This window comes from Streptococcus sp. VT 162 (assembly GCA_000688775.2).
In the GTDB taxonomy this organism is placed as follows: Bacteria; Bacillota; Bacilli; order Lactobacillales; family Streptococcaceae; genus Streptococcus.
On record CP007628.2, the window covers coordinates 1,009,567 to 1,032,245 of the forward strand.

Below are 22,679 nucleotides of genomic sequence, written 5' to 3' on the forward strand. Positions count from 1 at the left end.
TCATGTGATGAGCAGGTTCACACAACTCATCAAGGTCCGCTCCTGCGTTATGACCTCCTTATGCTCAATAGCAGTCCGAAGACTGCCTATCGACTCATCGCATCTACTATTCTACTAGATAGAGTCACTTTTGTCAACATCCAAAACTCTTGGGCTTCATTTTCATAGAGGTATAAGAAAAGCCTTGGTCTCCCAAGGTCATTTTGTTTCTATCATGCTAATTGCCGGGATTGAACCGGCGACCTCATCCTTACCATGGATGCGCTCTGCCAACTGAGCTAAATCAGCTTACCTAAAAAGTATACTATAGTTCTATGTTCTTGTCAAGCGCTCTCTTTTAATTTTATGGAATGAAAAAAGCTAGATTTAGCAAGAATCTAGCTTATAAACTTCTTATTTTGTTAGATCGATTCGCTGTCCCAATTTACCAATCAAAATCGCTCCCACTATAAGTGATGCAAACTCACCAATTCCAGTAGAGAACCATGTGAAGAAGAAGGGAGCTTCTGTCAAGATATGGAGTTCAGCTGCAATGGTAATCATTGAAATGGAGAAGAGGATTGAAAAGAAGAAATGATCTTTTCGAATCAATCCGTTAAAGAGGTAATCTTTGCTGTATTTTGCAAAGAGCAATACCCCTAGACTAAGGAAAACTAGGGTAGAACCTCCACCGACAAAGACATCTATTAGGCCAAAACTACTAAATAAATTAGCAATCATACATCCAATTGTCACACCGATGATATATTTAGGGTTGTAAAAGGCCAAGAAATTCAACATTTCTGAAATACGGAACTGATACGCCCCAAAACTAAGAACATTGATTGGTGGCGTAATAGTCAAAACTACATAAATAGCAGCAACAATGGCAATATCTGCCATGTCACGAACAGTTAATTTTTTCATGTTTTCTCCTTTGGCGGTTTCCCGCGTAAAATATGCTTGGTGAAAGAAGCTAAGCACCAAGGGTTGAGGTTATCAACCTTACTAGTATAGCACATTAGCCCGCTTTATGCTATACTAAAATCATGAAAAGACTAATAAAAGCTTTCTTTGATAACGAGATTCTCTCCTACCTATTTTTTGGTGGTGCTACTACTCTGGTTTCTATTTCATCACGTTTGGTTATTTACCATATCAGCCACCAGGAATTCCTCGCAACTGCCCTCGCAAATATTATTGGGATTCTCTTCGCCTTTCTCACAAATGATACAATCGTCTTTAAACAAGTGAGAAGGAATTGGCCGACTCGCCTGGCTAAGTTTTTCTTAGCTCGTCTCTCTACTCTTGGACTGGACCTTCTTTTAACTTATATCTTTGTTACAACCTTTCCTGATGTTATTGGCCAGTTTGTTGAATATAATATAGATAGGGTTAATATGATTGAAACTATCCTAGCACAAATTTTGATCATCATTTTAAACTATATTTTCAGTAAAATCTATATTTTTAAAAGGGACAACTGACCGCTTTAAGCGTTCAAGTTGCTTTTTGTCACAATTTAGGATATAATAAATTAGAAAATTAGGAAAGGAATTTATGAAAATGTTAAAGGATCTTAAAGAATTCTTGCTTCGTGGTAATGTCGTTGACCTTGCTGTCGGTGTGATCATTGCCTCTGCTTTTGGTGCTATCGTTACTTCATTTGTTAATGATATCATCACTCCACTCCTATTGAACCCAGCCTTGGAAGCTGCGCAAGTACAAAACATCGCTGAGCTTGCATGGAATGGTGTTACATATGGTAAATTCTTGAGCGCTGTTATCAACTTCCTTGTTGTGGGTACAGTTCTCTTCTTCGTTATCAAAGGTATTGAAAAAGCTCAAAACCTTCGTAAGAAAGAGGAAGTGGTTGAGGAAGCACCTGCTGCTCCAACTGAACTTGAAGTTCTTCAAGAAATCAAAGCTCTTCTTGAGAAAAAATAAAACAGATAAAGGATCTAGCTTAAAGCTAAATCCTTTTTCTTTACTCTTTTGGTAACTTCCCAGCCTTTTCGAGCATTTTCTTAATCAAGTAAGGCATCTTCACATTTTCACGACCTTTTTTCTCAATGAGTTTTTTGACAAATTCTGGCATCTGAAGGTCGTCTGTCTCCTCCATGATGTCCTTGGTAGTTGCCGAAGGTGCTAACTCATCAAAAGTTTCTTCTTCTGGGAGAAAAGCTTTAAATTCTTTGTCTTCATTGGCTCTTACAGTAGCAACTAAAGCGTCAATTAAACGGCTATCCGTATTGGGCATAGGTGGACGATGGTAGGTGACATCTAATTTTTGACACAACTCATAACATTCCACATCATTATCGAACAAGACTTCGATGTGCTCACTGATAAAACTAATCGGGACAAAAATATAATGCTCGGGATGTTGCTTTTGTTCTCGTAAATATTCTAAAACGTCTGGCTTGATCCAAGGGATTCCAATATCACTTTCGCTCTGCCAAGTATTGGTATACTGGTCGGCTGTTAGGCCGAGTTGTTCAGCGATTAGCTTGCTATTATCGAAAATTTGATCGATATATGGATCTCCATAGTCTAAGGCAAAAATGGGAACACTGTGTGCTGAAAAGATTACCTTGAAAGATTCTTCTCCCACATGGTTTCGTAAAATTTTGCTAATCTCATCAGTCCAGAAGTCCAGCAAAGCCTGTTGTTGATACCAGTCCTTAATTACTAAAAATCGGATCTGTTGGCTTTCCAGAAACTTTTCATACCCCATGACTGAGTAAAAAGAATAATGAGGTTCCAAAATCAAACAAATACATTCTTCAATACCATCAGACTCCATCTGCTTGATCACATCAGGGATAAAGGGCCGAGAAAACTTATTGGCAAAGTAGATACCGTACTCCTCGCCTAAACGTTCCTTGACTAAATCAACCTCCTCACGTGTAATCCGCTGCAAGGGCGTCCCACCGATAAGGACATAGTTGTCATAGAGAGTCTGAATCTCGTGGTCTTGGGGTCTAACACCACGACGAATATTTGTAAAAAATTCTGCTACTCCTTCAAAACTAATCTCCTCTGGAGATCCAAAGGTCATCATTAATATAGCTTTTTTCATGTTATCATCCTTATGATATTATTTTCACTATCTATTCTATCATGAAAGAAAAAAATAGTAAACGCTTCCGACGTCTACTATTTCTTTTGTTCTTTTGTCTTTCTATCTCGCCTTATGATTAGGATGATAACGACAAGGAGTAAAATAACGATAATCAGGAGAAGAAAGGCAAGGATATAAATCCAATGCGTTGGTAGGCCTTGATCGAAATACCGCGTCCCTACTGCTTCCCCACTTTTATCCTGGGCTGCTTTTACTGGTGCATCCGTTATTTTAGCTAAGAGGATATGCCGTCCGTTGGTAATATTAAGGAAACAGGTGCTTAATAAAACAATCTTGTCCGTTGAGGTCAAGGAAACATCTCGCTTGTACTTGGCTTTACTTAGCAAATATTGATAGTAGGCCTGGTGTTCCTCATCGTTGGAACTCAAAGTTCGGTAAATCTCCGTGTCATAGGCATCTACTTCTAAAATTCCAAATATCTCAAGCCCTCGTTCACGGCCGTTATAATAGATAGAGCCATAGCGATGCTTTTCAAAAAAATCTTGATCCGCAAATTTTTGAATCTCCCCAAACATAGCACCAGAAGCCATGGAGTGACCATAAATGATGGTGTTAAAGTCCGTAAAATTTGGGTTAAAACGATAGTCTAGGAATATAGAACCTGACACAGTATAATCGCCAAAGGCATTGCGGTCAAGGTATTTGACATTGTCCTGACTCTGTAAGAGAGGATAGTCTACCTTGGTCCCATCGAGGCTAATCCAACCACAAACATCCTTGTTGAGGTGTTGCAAGGTTTCAAAGCCCGTACTGCTGGCATCCTTTTCAATGGGATTATAATGATCGTAGTCGCTCGCAAGAGCTCTATCAGCTGTAAAAAGACAGAAAAAAGCTAGAAAGAGGGATAGAATGGCCTTTATGGCTTCGCGACTTGTACTTGTTTTCATATTTCCTTCTTTCTCCTTTCTAGCCTTGAAAATAAAAGAGCAAGAGAGGCTGTCCCTTTCTCTTTTATTGGTAGTTTAGTCAGTAATGGTATCTGCCCCTTCTTCCTTTGCTTCTCTTCTACGACGCAAGATCAAGTAGAGGATGATGAGCAAGAAGATCAATAGCAAGAGCAAGATAAATAAGATGATATACCATATCCACAAAGGAATCGATGAGAGAAATCGTCCGAGCGACGAATCATCAAAGACGCTGTAAGGAAATGGTTTTGATTTTTTCGTATGGAAGGTGTTCTTTGGAACCGTATCCGTAATCTTGGCAACTACGATATGTCTCCCATTTGTTACGTCTAGGAAACAGGTACTGAGAAGGATGATATGGTCATTTGGCCCCAGTGTAATGTCTCGTTTGTGAATGGCAACCGAGAGTAAGTGATCGATATATTCTTGGCGCCGATCATCCCCATTAATACCTGGATCGTAGATGTTAAAGTCATAGGCGTCCACCTCGAGCATTTCAAAGATTTCAAGACCTTTTTCAACGCCATTATAGTAAATACTGCCGTAGCGATGCTGGTCAAAAAATTCCTTATCAGAAAACTTTGCTACATCTCCAAACATAACCCCATTTTCTACATGGTGTCCGTAGATGATGGTATTAAAGTCTTCGAACTTGGATTCATTTCGAGCCTCAAGGAAAATAGCCCCTGTAGCTGCAAATTCTCCCTTGGAATCCTTGTTCAGGTATTTTTCATTGTCTTTGGCTTGAACTAAGGGATAGTCGATATTGGTGCCATAGACATTGATCCAACCGAGAACCTCTGGATTGACTTGCTGTAGCTTGTGAAAGCCAGAAAAACTAGCAAGCTCATCCTTCTCACTGGTACTAACAGGTCTATAGGCCTCATACTCACTTGATGAAGCCTGAGAATAAACCTGATTGGCATCCCAGAGGGCGTAGAAACCAAAGAGAAAGACTAAGGCTGTCAAGAGGAGCAAGATATGATTCATCAATGCATCTACAGCAAGTACCAGACGCCTAGACAAACTCCTTTTGGGTTTCTCACGCTTGATTTTCATCGGTCAAACCACTTGCTTAAGCTTGTCTGCGTTTTTTAGACAAAACAACAAATCCAGCCAAACCAAGACCAATCATCAAGATGAAAGGAAGGTTGTCAATCAAGAGACCAGTAGGGGTAACATTTGGCAAGCTATTTGTAATGGTATTATCATTTGTCTTTTCACCGACTAAAATACTAGTTTGAGTAAAATCAGCTGAAGCTGTACCCGTTTGATTCCTTATAACTCCATTTTCATTATATGAGGCTGTTGCTTTATAACCTTGAGATCCTGATTCAACTAGTTTATAGCGAGTACCTGCAGGTAGATTGTCAAATACCAAAGATTGATCATGGTGAAGGGTAATTGTTTTTTCTTTCCCATTCTCAAATGTATAAGATGTGGAACCAACTTGTCCGACAAATGTACCTTGATCATCTGTTGAAGCTTTTGTAAAAGTTAACTTAAAGGTAAAGTCTTTTGTTTTATCAGCCGAATCACCTTCTACCAATTTTTTGATTACTAAAGATTTTGCTCCTGGATTGAAATTTTCTGGTTTTGGTTTATTTGGTGTTGGTTCATTTGGATTTGTGATTTTACCCGCATTTTTCCTGTAAGTATTTACAAATAAATCATATTTATAAAGTTCGCCCTTCTCAGATGGTTTTACTTTAGCAGTAGAACTTGTAGACACTAGTTTGAAATATACAGATGAAATATAAACACCTGAGCTTTGCTTATTTTTTACAATAACGTGCATTTCATAGCTACGATTATCATATGTCATAGAATCAATTGGTACGCTATTTTTCAGAATTTGTGCCCAACCAACATTTTGAGTTTCTGCTACAGTATAAACATATTCTCCGGCGTGTGTGTAGGTTACGCTTTCGAAAATATTTCCAGTATCTTTCTTAATACTAGTTTGATTTGGTTGCAAAAGATCACTTTTAGAATAAACTACATTCTTTGCAGCTATTTTTCCATTTGAATCAGAAATCGTTTCATAAGGTGCACCATTTGATGATGTACCAGTTTTTGGGGTGAAAGTAAATGTAAAAGTTGCTTCAGGTGTTGTAATTCCTTCCGCAATATTCAACACCTTATTAATAGCTACTTTTGCACTTGTTTCACCATTTGCTTTGGCAGTTGCCACATCATTATCATCCGCAAATGTTGGCACTCCTCTAAAGACCGACAAGGCGGTTACAGCTGCAATACTTGCAGTAACTAATTTTTTCAAAAATGTTTTTTTCATGATTATTCCTTTTATTTTTAAATTTCTTTTTTCATAAACTGTCATCAAAAGCCCCGTCGCCTTAGGACTGTTACCACCTTGCCATGGGTATCCTGTATAGGAATGGTTCCAAAAGCACGACTATCTACAGCCGTTGTTCGATTGTCCCCGAGGACAAAGAGTTGTCCTGCTGGGACTTTCATTGGGAAGGTAGCCCCTTCCTTATAGAGCAGCGTTTCTTTGTAGATATCCTGCTCTTGTTGAGGAGAACCGTTGATGATGAGACCATTTTCGTTTATATCGATCGTACTTCCTTCGGTTGCTATGACACGCGCCACTCTTTCCTTACCCTTATAACTATAGACGAGCAGATCACCAATCGAATAACGTTTATCCAACCTATAGTAGACAACCAAGTCGCCATCTTTTAAGGCTGGCTTCATGCCATCGTCATTGTATCTCAATAGTCCAAAGACAAAAAAGTAAAGGGTGGCCAGTACAAACCCAACCATCAGAAGCTTACTGACTAAGTAGAGGATATCTCCCCATACACTCGGCGGAGACTTATCCCGATTGACTTGTGTTACTGTTTTCTTATGTTTCTTTTTAAGTAGCATTATTTTCTCCTATGTACCACTAGATATCCGAGTAGGATTGTAAAGAAGATTCCCCCTAGAGGAAGGATTATTCCTAACATGAGTGTACTGCTGAGGAAGTCAACTCCGGTTTCAGGCACGCTATTCTTATTATTCGTGACTGTCGCGGACTTGTCTCCATCCAGCTTGCCTTCTTGATTTTCATAAGATACCTGATATCCACTAGAAGAGTTTGATTCCTCTTCTACGGTATAGTGACTATTGAGTGGAAGTCCATCAATTTTTATGGTTTGATCTTTGTTTAGATCAATAGACACTCGACCATTCGTAAATTGCAGAGGGGTTCTTTTATTATTTACCGTTGCAGTATAGGTTCCATTCAGTGGACTATTCTGAGCATCCCTAATGTTAATGGTAATCTTGAAGGATTTTAATAGGTTGGCAAATACACCCGTAACCTTTTTTGTAACTGATAAACTTGGAAGCTTGTGATTCGTGACAATACTGGTTTCGTCTTTATTCAGATCGCCCTCTTGATTCTCATATGTAACGTGGTAACCGTTCGTTGATGCCGCTTCTTCTTCAACCTTGTAATGGGTTCCTCGAGGAAGATAGCTTAGAATACCTTTCCAACGTTTTCGTTTTTCGACACGGATCTCCGCTTCTCCATTCACAACAGTTATATCGCCAAAAGTTCCATTCAATGGTGTAGAATCAGGAGAGGTTAGTTTTACCTTAATCCTAAACTCTTTGTTCAAGTTACTTTCAGCTTCCAACACTTTCTTAATCGTCAGACTTGGCAATTGTTTATAGATTACCTTGAAGGATGGTTTAGTTTCTGTACCAACATTTTTTATTTCTTTGGTAAAGGCTGGGACGTCCGGTGCAATTAAATCGTATTGATATCCTTTGGCAACTTTTTCAAAGTTCCTCGTTTCATTAAAGATATTTGTTCTAACATTTACATTAGTCTTTCGATAGTCTTGATTATCAGGACCTCCGTTCTTGTTCTTTTGAACCAGTTTCAGTTCAATATTACTCGGTTGATCAGCTGTAATAACAGTTCTCGCACCCGTCACACCTTGCCATTCAACTTCCACTGGTACCGTTAATGGATCTGAAGGCTTAAAGGTTGGGTTGTCAGAGTATTCTTTGGTCTTGGTTTGAGAGGTGCCTATTCCATAGGAATAGGTGACACTGGCACCTTTATTGGAGTAGAGTTTATTGACATCAGAACCTTCAGCATCACCAGCCTCTAGTTTTTTATCACCAGCAATGGCATCCAAAGCATCTTGACTAGATGTAACTTTAAATTTTAGTACATATCTAGCGCCATCTTCCAAGGAATAATTAGGAGAAAAATTAGCTGTAACCTCCACTAAACCTTCTGAACTTGTCTTGGTTTCAAAAGTTACTTGCTCGTTGCTTAATGTTTCACTGCTACCATCTTTCTCTTTAACGACACGAAACTCTGACGATCCGTTTGGTAATAGCTGGACATACTTAGAAAGAACATCCTTGATGGTCACGTGGTGGATTCCCAGTGGCAGAATCTTATCAGTAATATCTTTGAAACTGTCTTGTAACTGGTCTTCATCATTTGCAGAGAATATTTCATTTGGAATGGAGGCATTATGTTGCCTCATATAATATTGCAGACTGGTAATACTGTCGACATTGTTTGAATAACGAAATTTAATCGAATAGAAACCATCAAGTGTTGGAGCCAAGCTATATGATAGACTATTTAGATTATTATTTAATCTATCCCAAAACCACTGGGGAGCTGTTTCGATATTAGGATCTTCGTTATTGTAGTTATATATAGTGTAACCATTGGCATCGTAGACCATATTCGCAAAGCCATCTGAAAGCAAAATAACGACTTTCTTAGCATTAGATCTTGCACTTCCCATTAACTGGTTGGCCAAGGTTAATCCAGCCCCAATATTGGTCCCGGTACCAATACCTGACTCAGTACCAATGGAATTACCTCCTGCAATACTCATGTTGTATACCGCTGTTTTAGCAGCACGAGCATTGTTACTCCATCCTAAAATCGTGTTAGCATCATCCCATGGTGAAACGCCATCATAGTATTTTGTCATCCGTTCATAGGGCCAGTATGGTCTAAAAAGTCTCCATTTATTTCCATCCCAATACTGATCATTCTTTTTATTGTCAATTTTCCCACCAAATCCTACCATAGATAAACGGTTATTAGAATTGGATAGAATGGTATCAATTAAGCCCTTACGACCATTTGTTCCTTTTAGAGTATTTTTCAATGCGTCAATCCGACTGATCGTCCGTCCATCAAAAGATTGGACATCCTGATTCTGCATACTTCCTGAGAGGTCTGCTACTAAAACAACATCCAAGGGATCCGTTTGGGTCTCCGTTCCCAGTTTGGACGTGATATCCAATGACAACTCATACTTGTCATCCTGTCCTGATATCGGAGTAATTGTTTTATGAAGGGTTGTCTGAGGTTCTGTAGTAGAATCAGCATTTAACAGACTTATCGGAGCACACAAAAAGAGAATAGCTAACAGTGTAACTAAACGGCGTGCAATAATTTGAACTTTCTTAAAATCGAAGCGAATGTTCATTTTATTCTCCTTAACTAGAATGTACTAATATTGTTACTATATCAATCTAGGACATTTACAAGATAATTGTACAATAAAGTTCACGCAGTGTCAATTAATATGATTAATTTTATATTATGTTAATTAATAAAAGAGTATGATTCTTCTTTGTCTTTCAAACTATTCTATGGTAAAATGAAAAAAGAATAAAAAAATCTCATAAAATATCAATGCATATATTTTATTCTAGAATATCCAAAATTTCATTTGAAAGTCTATTGAATTTGAATTATTATATTTTTTCAAAATTCATGAAATTTTCAGAATAAGGTTTTTTCCGAAGTTTGCATTCTATTTTATGATTGTTAAAGGAGTTTTTATGACTTATCCGAACCTTTTAGATCGTTTCTTGACCTACGTTAAGGTCAATACGCGTTCTGATGAACACTCTACTACTACTCCAAGTACGCAAAGCCAGGTAGATTTTGCGACCAATGTTCTTATTCCTGAAATGAAACGTGTCGGTCTGCAAAACGTCTACTACCTTCCAAATGGTTTTGCTATTGGTACCTTACCAGCTAATGATCCCAGCCTTACACGCAAGATTGGCTTCATCTCCCACATGGATACTGCTGATTTTAATGCTGAGGGAGTTAATCCGCAAGTCATTGAAAATTACGATGGTGGAGTTATCGACTTGGGTGATTCTGGATTTAAACTCGATCCTGCTGATTTCAAGAGCCTTGAGAAATATCCAGGCCAAACGCTTATCACAACTGATGGCACGACCTTGCTGGGTGCTGATGACAAGTCAGGGATTGCTGAAATTATGACTGCTATTGAATATCTGACTGCTCATCCCGAAATCAAACACTGTGAGATTCGAGTTGGTTTTGGACCAGATGAAGAAATCGGTGTTGGAGCTAACAAATTTGATGCTGAAGACTTTAACGTTGACTTTGCCTATACTGTTGATGGTGGTCCGCTAGGTGAGCTTCAGTATGAAACTTTCTCAGCAGCTGCTGCTGAGCTTCATTTCCAAGGGCGCAATGTTCACCCTGGTACTGCTAAAGGACAGATGGTCAATGCCCTTCAGCTAGCGATTGATTTTCATAATCAACTTCCAGAGAATGACCGACCTGAATTGACAGATGGTTATCAAGGTTTCTATCATCTTATGGATGTGACAGGTAGTGTCGAGGAGGCGCGTGCAAGCTACATCATCCGTGACTTTGAAAAAGATGCCTTTGAAGCTCGTAAAGCAGCTATGCAAGCCATCGCTGACAAGATGAATCAAGAGCTTGGGAATGATCGCGTTAGCTTGACTCTGACAGACCAGTACTACAATATGAAAGAAGTCATCGAGAAAGACATGACACCCGTTACCATTGCTAAAGCTGTTATGGAAGATTTAGGGATCGCGCCAATTATCGAACCGATTCGTGGTGGAACAGATGGGTCTAAGATTTCCTTTATGGGGATCCCAACTCCTAATATCTTTGCTGGTGGTGAAAACATGCATGGACGTTTTGAATACGTCAGTCTTCAGACCATGGAGCGTGCGGTGGATACCATCATTGGTATTGTAGCTTATAAAGACTAAAAAAGACGAGGTAGCTCAGCTACTTCGTCTTTCTTTTTATTCGTTTGGTTGAGCACTTGGCTCAGTCTCACTTTTCTCTTGCTTTTCGCTTGATTGAGAAGCAGTTGTTTCACTGCCTTTCTCAGACTTAGATTGACTGTCAGTTTCACTTGCTTTTGAACGAAGTTCTTGGTTCAAGCTAATGATTTCTTTAGCTAGAGTGAGGAGACCTTCTTTATCACTACTTTTAGCTGCGAGTTGATCAAAAAGGGCATCGACACGTTCAAAGTCAGCATCAGATCCTTTGTTATCCTCTAAGTACTTGTGAAGGGAGAGCAAGATATTATAGAGTTTTTGGTAGATAATCACCGTTTGTGGATCTTGTTCTGCTTCTTTTTTCTCTCGTTGGATAGTCGCTGCAATACGATTTAAAAGATCCTCAAGTTGTGTTTTAGCTTCGTCAAGGTCTGCATTTTCCTTTTCAGTAGCCGCTTTGATATTAGCTGCTTCTTCAGCTAGGGATTGTTTGACACCATCTTCTTTGACACGTGCTAGGAGTTGGGCAGCTTTAGTTAGGAGAGCATCCACTTCTTCCTTCTTAACATGACTAACCCGCTCTTCTGGCATAAAATCACCGTAGAGTTCTTTTAGGAATTCATAGATGGCGGTCTTAGCAGTTTGACTATCTACTTTTTCCGTATCTAGAATAGTCTTACCAACTTTTGTAGAAACGGGTTCTTCTTTGAGAGCTTCTTCTACTTCTAACTTAGTTTGGTAAATAGTTGGGAATAACTTGTTCAAGTCGGTTGCTTTGAGGAAAGATTGTGACTGGTAAAGTTCCCATGTCAACTTGGCAACACGGTTCCGAAGTTCTTCTCTCAAACGACCATCAGACACATGTTCGTAGAAGTACTTGATGTACTCTACTGTTGTAACCCCTGTCCGATCTCGGAAATCTTGCAAGGCCTGCAGTTTCGCTTCAATGACAGCCAACTCTGTCTCATCCTGTGCTAGTTTTGCTTCCTGCAAATGTACCAAAAGATCTTTCTTAGGCAAGCCATAAGTATCTGTATCCAATGTATTGATCTTATCTACTAGAGCTTGGTACTTCTTATCTAAAGGTGAAGTTTCAACCGGTGCCACATTTTGGTCCACATGGATATACTGTTTATTAAAGAGATCCAATGCTGCTAGGTATCCAGCAGTTGAGTTTGTTGCCAATTTTTTCATATTTTCGGTGAACTGCCCCAAAGCAAGTTCAACCCGTCTCTGCATGATTGGCTGGTCTTTGTAGAGACTTCTGCTATCTGCTAAAAGTTGATCCACCTTAGATAGAACTGTTTGTTCATCAAATGCTCCAGGTTGATAGGTCGATTGTAGGGCCGGAATCTTATTTTTCAAAGCTACTTCATAGCCATTTGTCTGAACCTTAATGTAGTGATTGTGATCACCGTGAGGAATCACAAAGCTACCATTCTCTACTTGCAAACTATAAGGAGACACCCCATCACGTAGGGCAGTCGTATAAAGTTCATTTAGGAAATCCAGTTCTGGATTTCCAGTTTGGAGAGGAATACGAACATGTTCTTTTCGAACAGCATAAGGATGGATATGGGTTGGATCATAGGCTTGATCCGGATTTCCAAAGACAAAGAAGCCGTTTGAAATACGAATCGCTTCGAGCGGAACCCCGTAGGTCTGTGAGATATACTTGATTTTTTCTTCATCGCTAGCATCTCTTGAGAAACTTTCCACAGTCTTTGCAAGTGGTTGAACGTGCTGAGACTGATGATTTTCTTTCAAGTGATCTTGGGCAGCTTTGATTTGGGCTGCAGTCAAGTCCTTCTTAAAGAAATAATGAGCGTGATCTCCATGAGAAACTACAAAACCTTGCTCATCTTCACTAATAACACGGTCAGCTGCAAAACCATGATCATGTTCTTCACCGTGGTGGTGGTCATGCTCCTCTCCATCATGGTCATGGTCTTCATGGTTGGTATCCTGACTTCCATGGTCACCGTCTTGGTCATGATGATGATCTGGTTGAGCTGGATGTTCTGCTGGTTTGCTTGGATTTTCCAAAGGTGTTGGCTTCCCACTGTCGCTAGATAAAGGAATCATACGTGCAATCTTTTCTTCCAAGGCAGAAAGTTTTGTATATGGGATGAAATGATAGTGATTTCTGTGTGGAATCGCTACGCCACTTGGTGTTCTGCTCGAAATCTTAGCAGGGTCAAAAATCAAGCCATCTGATTCAGCATAACGTTGACTACTTGGAAGAGCATAGAGTTGCTGCAATAGACTTTGAAGACTCTCAGCTTGATTACTTGGTGTTTCAGCCTGTTGACTTGGGTTGGTAGTTTGACCAGTTGCGTTTGGACTAGGACGATAGTCCGTCACAGTCGGTTGTTTTCTAGTTCCAGAAAGGTAAGCTTGAGCAGCAGCTAATTCGCTAGCAGACAAGGAACTCTTTGGAATGTAGTGGTAATGTCCACCATGAGGAACGATATAAGCATCACCAGTATCCTCTATAATATCAGATGGATTAAAGATGTAGCCATCGTCGGTAGTATAACGGCCTTGTGATCGCGCAAGTGTCACTGCACTGTTAGAAGTTGGTGCATCGTGAGTATGACCTTGTTTTTGGCGTTCAATTTCGTCCTTCGTACGAATATTATCAGCATGAGCCGCATCTTTAAGGTAGACATAATACTTACCATCAACCTTGATAATGTAGCCACCTTTGATTTCATTGACAATATCAGCATCTTTCAGTTGATAATTGGCATCTTTCATCAACAGTTCTTCGCTGAAAATCGCGTCAAAAGGAACTTTACCATTGTAATAATGGAAATGATCACCATGTGAAGTCACATAACCTTGGTCTGTGATTTTCACGACAATTTGTTCAGCCTGAATGTCTTCTTTTTTGCTAACTTGGTCTGGTGTCTGGGTCTCTGTTTTTTGAGAGTCTTGCTTCCCATCGACATAAGACACACGATTTTTATCTTTGTTTCCTTCTACCTGGTGTTGGTTCAATGCATAGATGCAAAGGCTTAGGGAAAGGACAAGAGCCGATCCTGCTGCAAGGTATTTCTTCTTCATTTTCATCATCTCCTCATTTTAATTCTTCTGCAAGAACATTCATGTTTTCTTCTAGATTTTCTAAGTAAGTTTTGTCATTTTCAGGATCTGCTTCTAAAGGATTGAGGGTCTTTAGGCTAACTCCTGTTGATTTGACCAAAGTCTCAGCGACTTTAGAAGAAGCATTGCTCTCAGTAAAGATGGTTTTAACCTTATAAGTCTTAACGAATTCTTGAATTTCTGTTAGTTGTCTCGGACTTGGCTCTTGTTCAGGTGAAATCCCTGCTATACCAAGTTGTTTCAAACCAAAGCGTTTAGCGAGATAAGAAAAGGCTGTGTGTTGTGTAACAAAGGTCTTTTGACTCGCTTTTTCAAAAATAGGCTGGTACTTCTTAGTCAATTCTTGGGCTTTAGCGATAAAGTTTTTAGCATTCTTTTGATACGTCTCCTTATTAGCACTGTCAATCTCCGAAAGTTTATCCGCAATAATCTGCGCCTCTTCGCCTGCTTTTTCAGGATCTAACCAAGTGTGAGGGTCATAGAGCGTTTTTTCATCAATCCCGTCACCAGCTTCTACATCTTCCAAACCCGGTACACGCTCCAACGTCATCCCTTCAGAAGCTTCTAAAACCTTAACTTTTGAATTTTTCAAGTTAGGATCTAGACTTCCAGCCCAAGATTCGAGCGTATGAGAGTGATAGACAAAGACATCCGCATCATAAATGGCAGCAATGTCATTTGCTGATGGTTCAAAGGAGTGAATCCCACTACTTGACTGAATCATCCGTACATCATTCAAGTCACCTGATACCTCTTTGACCATGGCATAGATTGGGTAAAAACTTGTGACAATCTTCATCCCTTTTGATTCTTGTTTTTCTTTTTGGCTACATGCTCCTAAGACAAGAATCAACAGACTTGCCATTAATAGTAGAATTGTTCTTTTTTTCATCATTACTCCTTAACTAGTATTTAACCATTTAATTAACTAGTAAATAGTTTATCTTTATTTACACTATATGTCAAGATATTTTTCACATTTTCATGAAAAAAATGAGAACTAGAACTTACATTCTATTCTCATTTTCGATTTTAACTTTTCTAGTTCTCCTATCCTGTTTTTAGGATCTAGAAAATGCTTCTACCTTTACTTGCTCTCCTTTAATAAAGCCAACAACTTTTCAGCTTCAGCCATAATGGTATTGTTATCCTGAGCACCAAATAGCAGGTTATTTTTTAAGCCAGTGAGAGTTTCTTTGGCATTGGACTTGATAATGGGGTCTTGGATCTTTGCAAGTAGCTCTTCAGCCTCTCTCAACTTCGCTTCAACCTTTTCAGTCTCGACCTGAGGTTCTTCTGGTTCCTCTGGTAATTCTTCTTCCGGCTCCTCAGTTGGTTTTGGAGATTCTGGTTTCTCACTTTGAGGCTTCTCTTCGCGCGGCTTTTCTTCCTCAGGTTTGTCTGCCCGAGGTTTCTCTACTGATGGTTTATCCGTATGATTGTTATCAGCTTGACCATTTTGGTTTCTTTGAACATGGTCACTTGCATTTCCCCAACCACTATCTGAATGCGGACGTTCGTTTGGATGTTCGACATAGTACTTCACAGTCGCAAAGAGATCTTCTAGACTATACCCCTTAGGTGCCTCATAAAGTCCTTCGTCAAACCACTCAAATTTGATGTTATGGTAATGATCATAATGAGGAATGATTAAACTACCGTTTTTAACTTCCACGGTATGTTGGAGATTGTAAGGCATACGATCAAGAGGCACCTTCTTAGCTGCTTTCACGCGGTTGTAGATAGCTTCTGCTCCTTTAGTCTCTGTATTTCCTGTCGAAGGAGGTGTTAAACCTTTCTCTTTAGCATAAGCCTGGGCTGCCGCTCTTTCGGCTTCAGACAAACTATCTTTCTTAATCCAATGACTATGGGTCATATGTGGAGTTACATAGGCATCCCCCTCATCACTGGTGATATCACGGGGATCAAAGATATAGCCATCTTCTGTTGTATACTTGCCTGCCAACTTGGCTACCTGAATCTCATCATCAGTGTAGGCAATTTGCGCATTTGGTTTTCCTAAACGTTCTGGATGACGAATCGGTGCGAGAAATGCAAGTACATCTTCGACCAACTTAACTTTATCACTGCTTTCATCATTTAAACGTTCCAACAGTTTATCCAAAGCGTCAAAATCAACTTTACGACCTTTATTAGCAAGTAAGTCCTGATGAATTCTTGCTAGTAAATCATAAGCCTTATTGTAAAATCCTCGATCACCAGATGGGAGATTGGTTTTCTTAGCTCCGAGCTTATGAGCTAAACTTTCTTGCTTGGCTAGCTTACTATCAATGGCTGCAGCAGTTTCTGCTGAAAGTTCCTTGGCAGGAATATAACGTGAGGTTCCATTCTCCTCAAAGACATAGCCGTCAGCTACTTTTCGAATCGCCTGTTTAACCAATTTTTCGTCAATTGGATTGCTTGGAGATGGTTGAGGATTTGGTGCAGGTTGCGGGCTTGGACTAGGTTCCGGAGTCGGTTGTGGACTTGGTTGTTCTGGTCTTGAATCCGGCACCCTATGGTTCGAACTGTACTGTAGAGGAATAATACGAGCGATTCGTTCTTCCAATTCAGACATCTGTGAATAAGGGATGAAATGGTAATGGTTCCCATGAGGCACAGCAACTCCTCTAGCTGTTCGACTTGTAATCTGTGCTGGGTCAAAGACAAGGCCATCAGATTCTACGTGTCGTTGGCTGAGTGGCAAGGCATAAAGTTGTTTCAGAAGGCTATCAATATCCTCATCACTCTGACTTGCTTGGTTATCGTCGCTACTGTTGTTAGCTGTGTTCGTGTTCGTATAGCTATTGCCTTGATTATTATAGGATGGAGTCCATCTATCTACATCGCTGCTGGTACTGTTGTTATTGGTACGGCGATAAGTAGGCGTATTTGATTGGCCACTTCTACCAGATAGGAAGGCTTCTGCGGCAGCCAATTCGCTGGCTGATAACTCACTCTTAGGAATGTAATGGTAATGGTTGCCATGAGGAACGATATAAGCATCACCAGTATCTTCAATGATATCGGATGCATTAAAGATATATCCATCATCCGTGGTATAGCGTCCCTGTGAACGTGCCAAGGCTACCGCACCATCGTTTGCTGAAGTTCCTCCTTCACGATGCTGACTATGCTCTTGTTTTTGCCGATTGATTTCTTCTTTCGTACGGACATTATCCGCATGGGATGCGTCCTTAAGGTAAACATAGTATTTTCCATCTACCTTGATAACATAACCACCCTTGATTTCACTGATAATATCCTCGTCCTTGAGCTGGTAGTTTGGATCCTTCATCAGCAACTCTTCACTGATGATAGCGTCATAAGGGACTTTGCCATTATAGTAATGATAGTGGTCGCCATGCGAAGTGACATAGCCCTGGTCTGTTATCTTGATGACGATTTGCTCCGCATTGATGCCTTCTTTCTTGCTAACCTCATCAGGAGTCAGATTCTCCGTTTTTTGTGCCGCCTGTTTTCCATCTATATAGGAAACACGATTATTTTCTTTGACTGTTCTAGCTTGATACAGTCCCAACTCGTAAGAACAGACACTTAAAATTAAAGCTGCCGCAGAACCAGCAAGGTATTTTTTATTAATTTTCATTGAAACTCACTTTCTTTTTTGATATTTCTATTTGCAATTCATTTCTAAATTGCAGAAACTCCTCTCTATTAATTAACTGGTTAATAGTTTACTCCTAAATTTGCAACTTGTCAAGAATTTTATGAACCAGTTAAGTATTTTTTTATTCTTCACCGCTACTTTCTCTAGAATGGACTTTATATAAAAAAGATTTTCTTGAAAATTCTTTAAAAAAGCCCCTGCAACTGAGTTGCAAGGACTTTTCGATTAATCAAAATTAACGTATTCTTTTTGAAGTTCAAGGACTTCTTCCATTGTTGAGCATTCTGTAAGGGCACGGTTTGCGTACTCTTCCATCTTAGCTGTATCCAATTTCTTCATCAAGCTACGCGTACGAAGTACAGATGTTGCTGACATAGAGAACTCATCCAAGCCCATTCCGACAAGAAGTGGAACAGCTTGTTGATCACCAGCCATCTCACCACACATTCCAGCCCATTTCCCTTCAGCGTGAGCTGCTTTGATCACATTGTTGATCAAGCGTAGGATTGATGGGTTGTATGGTTGGTAAAGGTATGAAACTTGTTCGTTCATACGGTCTGCTGCCATTGTGTATTGGATCAAGTCGTTTGTACCAATTGAGAAGAAGTCAACTTCTTTAGCAAATTGATCTGCAAGCATGGCTGCTGCTGGGATTTCGATCATGATACCAACTTGGATATTATCCGCAACTGCAACACCTTCAGCAAGAAGGTTTGCTTTTTCTTCGTCAAAGACTGCTTTCGCTGCACGGAATTCTTTCAAGAGCGCAACCATTGGGAACATGATACGCAATTGACCGTGAACAGACGCACGAAGAAGGGCACGGATTTGTGTGCGGAACATAGCATCTCCAGTCTCAGAGATAGAGATACGAAGGGCACGGAATCCAAGGAATGGGTTCATTTCGTGAGGCATATCGAAGTAAGGAAGTTCCTTATCTCCACCGATATCCATTGTACGAACGACAACAGGTTTACCGTTCATTCCTTCAAGTACAGCCTTGTAAGCTTCGTATTGCTCGTCTTCTGTTGGGAAGTCTTGAGAATCCATGTACAAGAACTCTGTACGGTAAAGACCAACAGCTTCAGCACCGTTGTCATTGACACCTTCAACGTCTTTTGGAGTACCGATGTTGGCAGCCAATTCAAAGTGTTTGCCATCAGCAGTTACTGTTTTAGCATCTTTCAAGAGAGCCCATTCAGCTTTTTGTTTCGCATAAGCTTCACCAGCAGCCTTGAATTCAGCCGCTTGCTCATCAGTTGGATTGATAATAACCTCACCTGTGATACCGTTAACGGCAAGAATATCACCGTCTTTAACGATTTCAGTGATGTTGTTTGTTCCCAATACTGCTGCAATTTCAAGTGTACGCGCCATGATAGCAGAGTGGCTTGTACGTCCACCAATGTTGGTTACAAAAGCTTTTACAAAGTTTTTGTCCAATTGAGCTGTATCTGAAGGAGTCAAGTCATGCGCAATCACAATCACTTCTTCATTGATAGAAGCTGGGTTTGGCAATTTTTTACCAAGGAGGTTGGCCAATACACGTTTTGTCACGTCGCGGATATCCGCAGCGCGTTCTTGCATGTATGGGTTGTCTTCCATGCCTTCAAAGATAGTGATAAACATGTCTGTTACTTCTTTCAGACCTGCTTCTGCATTCACTTTCTTCGCACGGATTGTTTCCTTGATTTGGCTGATCATTTCTGGGTCAGCAAGAACCATTAAGTGAGCGTCAAAAACTTGAGCTGCTTCTTCACCGAGCGTACCTACTGCTTTCTCGCGAATAACAGAAAGCTCGTCTTGTGATGCCTGTAGAGCGGCATCAAGGCGAGCTTCTTCTGCGTTTGTATCTTCGACTGTAATAGTCTCAAATGACAAATCCGGTTGAACGAGTAGATATGCTTTTGCAACTGCAACACCGTCAGATGCTGCGATTCCTTTAAGCATTTCTGTCATTTTCCTTATGCCAATCCTTCTTTTTCCATAGTTTCAGTGATAGCAGCGATTGCGTCGTCAGCATCTGCACCTTCAGCTGAAATTGTAACGTCAGCACCTTGGCCAACACCAAGACTCATAACACCCATGATAGATTTAAGATTTACTGATTTACCTTTGTATTCAAGAGTGATATCTGAAGCAAATTTGCTAGCTGTTTGAACCAACAATGTTGCTGGACGCGCGTGAATACCTGTTTCTGCCACTACGTGGAAATCTTTAGAAGCCATAGTTTGACTCTCCTTTAGTTATTTCTTTTTTGAGTTATATGTGATAACCCTTACAAGACTGTATTATATCACCTTCTAGATAATTTTTCAAGTATTTTATGGACTTTTACTGAAAATGAAATTACTTCTTTTTCTATTAAATGAGCACTCTAGTAACTAAATAGCATATCTAAACACTAATTGTTCAAAGAATGTCATCATCAAAATTCAATTTTCAAAGCTATTTTCCCTTAATACCAATCAGAGGACAATCCTAGTAAATAATGAAATAATACTATTTAACTATAATTAATATAACTCAGTAAATCCATTATTTGAAAAGACTTCATCAAATCCTGAAATTCTAAAACCTACTCTTACCATCAACAGTAGAGAATTTATCCAATTTGCTACTTAAAGTAAAATAAGTTTGTAGCCCCTAACAGTAAAAAGGTAGATATATCTAAGTGGTATAAGTAGAACTAAAACTTTGATTGATTCCATTCAAATAAAGTATCCAACCAATCAAAAACGACATTATGGGCGAGTCTTAGATTATTGACTTGGCAATGAGCGTCCGCACCACTTTCCGCCTCAAATACTTGAAGTTTAGTTTGTTGATTTTTAGATTTAAGTTCTTCATAAATCACCTTAGTTTGATGCTGCAGTTCAGCACCCTCACCCTTTCCCATGATAAAAAGGCATGGGCATTGAATTTTTTGGTAATCCACAATCTTTGCATGGTTAAATACATCATCAATAGCACTCTTAAAATCAGAAGTACCAAACTGCCATGCATACTTTTTAAGATTTAAATTTGCTGATTCATTCCAATTTCCAGCTAATTTTAAAATGGCATTTATTAACCAACTAGGTGCTTTCAAACTTGATCCAAATTCTTTTCTGAAAAGTTCTGCAACGTCGTAAATAGGGGTACTAGCAATCCAAGCATGAATTCTTGGATCCTTTTCGACAGCTTGTGCAGTAAAATATCCCCCTCCGCTGACACCATAAATAGCTAAATAATTTAGTTTAGGATTTCTATTTTCCAACCAGTCTATGCATAATGAAATTGGAATAGAAGCATCCACATCAAAGACCAGCCCTCTACTAGGATTGCTCCCTTGACCAGGAAGATCAACCATTAAAACATTATAATTTCGTATCCATCCAGGATATCCTGCAAAGTAAAATAAATCTTCGCGATAAGTATCACCTCCACCAATCATGATTATCGTTGGGCAATTATCGTCGCTATGAAGATAATAACCAGGCAAGTAAGAACCCTGATAGGGAATAGTTAATTTTTCAATCGGTGCACCTAGTGAATGAATTGCACTAGAAAACACCTTCTCCATTTGACGAACGGTCGGTAAATACTCTTCAGAAAATGGATCGGTAAATTGGATTGCCGAGCGAAGTGAGTAGGTCTGTGCAAGATAATACTGCGCCTTTGTTTGTTCACTCAATCCTGAATTACTTGCTTCTTGTTCAAGGTAGTTTACATGCGATAAAAATACATTTTTCCAGTCATCAGGCTTTGGTGAGTTCCCCAATCTTTGAGCAAGATAATAAAGCTCTCCATGAGAGAAACCAAAAATTTCACCGATTCCTAACAACCAATTGAAGAAAAAATCCGTATCACCATTCTTAAAAAATATTTGAGTCGATTGCCGTTTTAAAATAACATCATTTTCTTTCACCACGCGCCTCCTAATTCTGTGTTCTTTCATTCATTTAATCTAATTATAATCTGATAACATTCTCTATCAAACAAAAGCATTCAGATATCCATTTTTTAATCTTATAATCACAGATAGTGTATCACATAAAATGAACTTTTTCAAACATTGTATTTATATACTCCTTATGAAAGGATACGAAACTCATAAGTATCCTATATAAAATTAACCAATGATCCATTTTTATGAATACATCATAATCTGTCATTTCCACTTTGGTTATATTTTAGATATTCTAATACAAAATATTGGGACATCTTGTGTAGAAAATTTCTTTTTTTCGTAAATATTACAGTTTCTATTTTATTAAAGTATTGTCTCAGCTAGACTTATTCCTGTTCTTACGATTTTTGCTATTTTCTTCGTTTTCCTTTCTGATAACTTGCTGAAAATCTTCTATTTATCTTACCAATATACAGTATATAGTTTTTTTGTTTTGATAAACTTTGATAGTTCAATGAAAACCCAATTTTACACTCTGACAAAACACTATATCTTGTGCTTTGTTTTTGAAACTGTAACTTTTTAGCACAAGATTTAGTTTAAAAAGTTTGACAAAGTTTTTTTTTCTGATATACTAAGAAAGTAATCTATTTTGAAAGAGGAGTTACGAAAATGGTAACCGTTTATTCTAAAAACAACTGTGTCCAATGTAAGATGACCAAGCGTTTCTTGGACAGCAACAATGTCGCTTATCGTGAGATCAATCTCGACGAGCAACCAGAGTACATCGATCAAGTTAAAGAGCTCGGTTTCAGCGCAGCTCCTGTTATCCAAACACCAACTGAAGTCTTTTCAGGCTTCCAACCAGGAAAACTGAAACAATTAGCATAATCTTAGTACATCATCCAGAAGAGATTGCTTCTAGGGCTAACTTAGAGG

The 22,679-nt window shown here is 39.2% G+C and carries 17 protein-coding genes and 1 tRNA gene; 4 read left to right on the top strand and 14 right to left on the bottom strand.

Annotated elements, in window-relative coordinates; all coding sequences use genetic code 11:
- Window positions 1-215: 215 nt before the first annotated feature.
- Both V470_04925 and V470_04930 read right to left on the bottom strand, forming a co-directional pair.
- A tRNA-Thr gene (locus V470_04925) sits at window positions 216-288 on the bottom strand.
- Window positions 289-393: 105 nt separating this feature from the next.
- On the bottom strand, window positions 394-906 hold the full coding sequence (locus tag V470_04930; protein AHZ47772.1) for a queuosine transporter QueT: 513 nt from the start codon (window positions 904-906) through the stop codon (window positions 394-396).
- 122 nt (window positions 907-1,028) lie between these two features.
- Here V470_04930 and V470_04935 point away from each other — a divergent pair, with 122 nt between their 5' ends.
- Both V470_04935 and V470_04940 read left to right on the top strand, forming a co-directional pair.
- Complete coding sequence (locus tag V470_04935; protein ID AHZ47773.1) at window positions 1,029-1,466, top strand: sugar translocase; 438 nt, start codon at window positions 1,029-1,031, stop codon at window positions 1,464-1,466.
- Between the two features lie 79 nt (window positions 1,467-1,545).
- Window positions 1,546-1,926: a mechanosensitive ion channel protein MscL gene (locus V470_04940; protein AHZ47774.2), complete on the top strand. Its 381-nt coding sequence runs from the start codon at window positions 1,546-1,548 to the stop codon at window positions 1,924-1,926.
- A gap of 40 nt (window positions 1,927-1,966) precedes the next feature.
- On the opposite strand, the gene V470_04945 is transcribed toward V470_04940, so the two are convergent.
- The 6 genes from V470_04945 to V470_04970 all read right to left on the bottom strand — a co-directional run bounded on the left by V470_04945 (window position 1,967) and on the right by V470_04970 (window position 9,512).
- Window positions 1,967-3,061, bottom strand: coding sequence for a ferrochelatase (locus V470_04945; protein AHZ47775.1), 1,095 nt, complete (start codon window positions 3,059-3,061; stop codon window positions 1,967-1,969).
- 77 nt (window positions 3,062-3,138) lie between these two features.
- Window positions 3,139-4,011, bottom strand: a complete 873-nt coding sequence (locus V470_04950) for a sortase (protein ID AHZ47776.1) — start codon at window positions 4,009-4,011, stop codon at window positions 3,139-3,141.
- A 75-nt stretch (window positions 4,012-4,086) separates the two neighbouring features.
- Window positions 4,087-5,088, bottom strand: a complete 1,002-nt coding sequence (locus V470_04955) for a sortase (protein AHZ47777.1) — start codon at window positions 5,086-5,088, stop codon at window positions 4,087-4,089.
- Window positions 5,089-5,104: 16 nt separating this feature from the next.
- Window positions 5,105-6,370 (bottom strand): phosphate-transport permease PitB, encoded by a 1,266-nt coding sequence (locus tag V470_04960; GenBank protein ID AHZ47778.1) that lies wholly within the window; start codon window positions 6,368-6,370, stop codon window positions 5,105-5,107.
- Window positions 6,370-6,921 (bottom strand): signal peptidase I, encoded by a 552-nt coding sequence (locus V470_04965; protein ID AHZ47779.1) that lies wholly within the window; start codon window positions 6,919-6,921, stop codon window positions 6,370-6,372. The genes V470_04960 and V470_04965 overlap by 1 nt, the downstream gene beginning before the upstream one ends.
- Window positions 6,921-9,512: an adhesin gene (locus V470_04970; GenBank protein AHZ47780.1), complete on the bottom strand. Its 2,592-nt coding sequence runs from the start codon at window positions 9,510-9,512 to the stop codon at window positions 6,921-6,923. The genes V470_04965 and V470_04970 overlap by 1 nt, the downstream gene beginning before the upstream one ends.
- Window positions 9,513-9,870: 358 nt before the next feature.
- Here V470_04970 and V470_04975 point away from each other — a divergent pair, with 358 nt between their 5' ends.
- The gene (locus V470_04975) at window positions 9,871-11,094 is read left to right on the top strand and encodes a peptidase T (protein AHZ47781.1); all 1,224 of its coding nucleotides are present in this window, start codon (window positions 9,871-9,873) and stop codon (window positions 11,092-11,094) included.
- Window positions 11,095-11,130: 36 nt separating this feature from the next.
- Here V470_04975 and V470_04980 read toward each other — a convergent pair whose 3' ends face one another.
- From V470_04980 to V470_05005, 6 genes are all read right to left on the bottom strand, one after another.
- Window positions 11,131-14,178 (bottom strand): HIT family hydrolase, encoded by a 3,048-nt coding sequence (locus V470_04980; GenBank protein AHZ47782.1) that lies wholly within the window; start codon window positions 14,176-14,178, stop codon window positions 11,131-11,133.
- A gap of 13 nt (window positions 14,179-14,191) precedes the next feature.
- Window positions 14,192-15,109, bottom strand: a complete 918-nt coding sequence (locus V470_04985) for an adhesion protein (protein ID AHZ47783.1) — start codon at window positions 15,107-15,109, stop codon at window positions 14,192-14,194.
- A gap of 195 nt (window positions 15,110-15,304) precedes the next feature.
- On the bottom strand, window positions 15,305-17,827 hold the full coding sequence (locus V470_04990; GenBank protein AHZ47784.1) for a histidine motif-containing protein: 2,523 nt from the start codon (window positions 17,825-17,827) through the stop codon (window positions 15,305-15,307).
- 246 nt (window positions 17,828-18,073) lie between these two features.
- The gene (locus tag V470_04995; protein ID AHZ47785.1) at window positions 18,074-19,807 is read right to left on the bottom strand and encodes a phosphoenolpyruvate-protein phosphotransferase; all 1,734 of its coding nucleotides are present in this window, start codon (window positions 19,805-19,807) and stop codon (window positions 18,074-18,076) included.
- A 5-nt stretch (window positions 19,808-19,812) separates the two neighbouring features.
- Window positions 19,813-20,076: a phosphocarrier protein HPr gene (locus V470_05000; GenBank protein AHZ47786.1), complete on the bottom strand. Its 264-nt coding sequence runs from the start codon at window positions 20,074-20,076 to the stop codon at window positions 19,813-19,815.
- 461 nt (window positions 20,077-20,537) lie between these two features.
- Complete coding sequence (locus V470_05005; GenBank protein ID AHZ47787.1) at window positions 20,538-21,758, bottom strand: dipeptidyl aminopeptidase; 1,221 nt, start codon at window positions 21,756-21,758, stop codon at window positions 20,538-20,540.
- Window positions 21,759-22,412: 654 nt separating this feature from the next.
- On the opposite strand from V470_05005, the gene V470_05010 reads away from it, so the two are divergent.
- A complete protein-coding gene (locus V470_05010; protein AHZ47788.1) occupies window positions 22,413-22,631 on the top strand; it encodes a glutaredoxin in 219 nt (72 codons plus the stop codon).
- Window positions 22,632-22,679 lie beyond the last annotated feature (48 nt).